This window comes from Streptomyces sp. C (genome assembly GCF_000158895.1).
GTDB lineage: Bacteria > Actinomycetota > Actinomycetes > Streptomycetales > Streptomycetaceae > Streptomyces > Streptomyces racemochromogenes.
This window is the reverse complement of sequence record NZ_GG657750.1, coordinates 1,327,971-1,330,586: the sequence shown is the minus strand read 5'-3', so window position 1 is coordinate 1,330,586 and position 2,616 is coordinate 1,327,971. Positions and strand designations below refer to the sequence as shown.

2 protein-coding genes and 1 pseudogene are annotated in these 2,616 nt (G+C 74.5%); 2 read left to right on the top strand and 1 reads right to left on the bottom strand.

The genetic code is table 11. The features are described 5' to 3' along the window. Positions 1-283, bottom strand: a 283-nt coding sequence (locus SSNG_RS05835; RefSeq protein WP_042800589.1) for an SRPBCC family protein, incomplete at its 3' end; no start/stop codon positions are given. 170 nt (positions 284-453) lie between these two features. On the opposite strand from SSNG_RS05835, the gene SSNG_RS05830 reads away from it, so the two are divergent. Together SSNG_RS05830 and SSNG_RS05825 are read left to right on the top strand one after the other, a co-directional pair. Then, positions 454-1,419, top strand: a complete 966-nt coding sequence (locus SSNG_RS05830) for an EamA family transporter (RefSeq protein ID WP_050779554.1) — start codon at positions 454-456, stop codon at positions 1,417-1,419. Positions 1,420-1,663: 244 nt separating this feature from the next. Beyond that, positions 1,664-2,616 (top strand): annotated as a pseudogene (locus SSNG_RS05825) (EamA family transporter); the annotation flags it as partial.

Sequence of the window (2,616 nt, the reverse complement as noted above, 5' to 3'; positions counted from 1 at the left end):
GGGTGTAGCGGGTGAGTACCGCGACGCCCATCGGGCCCTTGCCGGTGATGGCGAAGACGCGCTGCTCCTCCAGTTCCGAGACCGTCCACAGGACCTCGGCGGGGAATCCCATCATCTTCATGTTCTCGCTGAAGGTGGATCCGACCGCGAGGGTCCGGGGTCCGCCCTTCGGGAAGTCGGTGTGCGTCATGCTCCACTGCCCGTACGCGTCCCAGTCGGTCAGCTGGGCCCAGAGCTTCGCGGCGGGCGCCTCGATGCGTGATTCCGCGGTGACTTCAGCCATGCGTCCACCCCTTCTCGTCGGGTACGTGCGGCGGAAGGTAGCCCCGGCGGGCGGAACATACAAGACTGACGGACTGTCAGATACGGGAGTTCCCGGCAGGATGATCTCGGGTGTGTCTCAACAGGTGTCTCGCGGATGACGCTCCTGTCCGGCCCTGCCATGATGACCGGATGCAAGCGTCAGGGAAGAACGCCGGACTGGGCCTCGCCCTCGTCTCGGCATGCGCGTTCGGCGGTTCGGGTGTCGCGGCGAAGCCGCTGATCGAGGCGGGTCTGGACCCGCTGCACATGGTGTGGCTCAGGGTGGCCGGAGCGGCCCTGGTGCTGTCCCCGCTCGCCTGGCGGCACCGGGCCCTGGTGCGGCGCAAGCCCCTGCTGCTGGCCGGCTTCGGGCTGGTCGCCGTCGCGGGCGTGCAGGCCTTCTACTTCGCCTCCCTGTCCCGGATCCCGGTGGGCGTGGCCCTGCTGCTGGAGTACCTGGGGCCCGCGCTGCTGCTCGGCTACATACGCTTCGTGCAGCGCAAGCCCGTGACCCGCGCGGCCGCGGCCGGCGCCGCCGTGGCCGTGGCCGGGCTGGCCTGCGTGGTCGAGATCTGGGCGGGTCTGCGCCTGGACCTGTTCGGAGTGCTCCTCGGCCTCGCGGCCGCCTGCTGCCAGGCCTTCTACTTCGTCTTCGCGGACCAGGGCGCCGACGCCGAGGACGCGCCGGACCCGCTGGGCGTGATCGCGCACGGCATGATCGTCGGCGCCCTGGTGATGACCGTGATCGCCCGCCCCTGGCGGATCGACTGGCAGGTGCTGGGCGGGGACGCCGCCATGGGCGACCTCCGGGTCCCGGCCCTGGCGCTGCTGGCGTGGGTGGTGCTGGTCGCCACCGTGTTCGCGTACCTGACCGGCGTGGTCTCGGTGCGCAGGCTCTCGCCGCAGGTCGCGGGCGTGGTGGCGTGTCTGGAAGCGGTCGTCGCCACCGTCCTGGCCTGGGTGCTGCTCGGGGAGCAGCTCTCCGGCCCGCAGGTGCTGGGCGGCGCTCTGGTGCTCGGGGGCGCCTTCATCGCGCAGTCCTCGCGGCCCGCGCCGGTGGTCGCCCAGGAGGCGCCGCTGCCCCCGGTGCAGGACCGGGAACCTTCCAGCGCGTAGCCGTCCGCACGGAATCCGGGGGCGAGGATTCCGGTCAGGGGTGGTCCGCGCGCCGGGGGCCGCGTAGGGTGCTGGACATGCCTCGCACCGTTTTCTCCGCGGTTCTCCCGCCGCCGGCCGCCTAGCGCGGGCGGCTGCCTCCAGAACGACGTACGACCCGCCCGGGGAGCCCCCGGGCCGGTACGCGCTGCCCGCGAAGCGATGACCTCCTGTCCTCGTCCTTCACGCATGCGCGGAGAAACACGTGTCGAACCACTCGCCCGCCGCCGGGCGCAGCCTGCTGTACCTCGTCGTCGCCGGAGCCGCCTGGGGCACCGCCGGGGCGGCCGCCTCCCTCCTCTACATAGCCAGTGACCTCGGTCCGCTCGCCCTGTCCTTCTAGCGCTGCGCCGGCGGGCTGGCGGTGCTGCTCGCGGTGCTCGCCGTACGCCGCCGCCCCGCTCGGGCGGCCCGGCCCGCCCGGCCGTCGGCGGCTTCGCTGATCGCCACCGGGCTGATGTTCACCCTGTTCCAGGCCGCCTACTTCGGGGCCGTGCGCGAGACCGGCCTGGCGGTCGGCACCGTGGTCACCCTCGGGGCGGGGCCCGTGCTGATCGCGCTGGGCGGCCGGTACTGGATGGGCGAGCGGCTGGGCGCCGGCGGGGTGGCCGCCGTCGGCGGTGCCCTCGCGGGGCTGGCCGTACTGGTGCTGGGCTCCGGGGGCGGTGAGGTGCGGCCGCTCGGGGTCGGCTGGGCGCTGCTGTCGGCCGCCGGGTACGCGGCGATGACGCTGCGGGCGCGGTGGCTCGGGCGGCGCGGGGCGGGCGGGGACCCGCTGGTCACCACCGCGTGGTCGGTGGCGGTGGGTGCGGTGTGCCTGCTGCCGCTCGCGGCGGTGGAGGGGCTGCTGCCGCACACCGCCGAGCCGGCGCGGGTGCTCTGGCTGCTGGTGTACGTGGCCGTGGTGCCGACGGCGCTGGCGTACGCGCTGTACTTCACCGGGGCCGCGGCGGTGCGCGCCGCGACGGTGTCGGTGGTCATGCTGATCGAGCCGGTCAGCGCGGCGGTGATCGCCGTCGCGGTGCTCGGGGAGCGGCTGACCGGCGCCGTGGTGCTGGGCACCGTACTGCTGCTGGCGGCGGTGGGGGCGCTGATCGCGGCCGAGGCGCGCCGGCCCGCGGGCGGGGTGCGCCGCGTGGCCGGCGGCGGGCCGGGGGA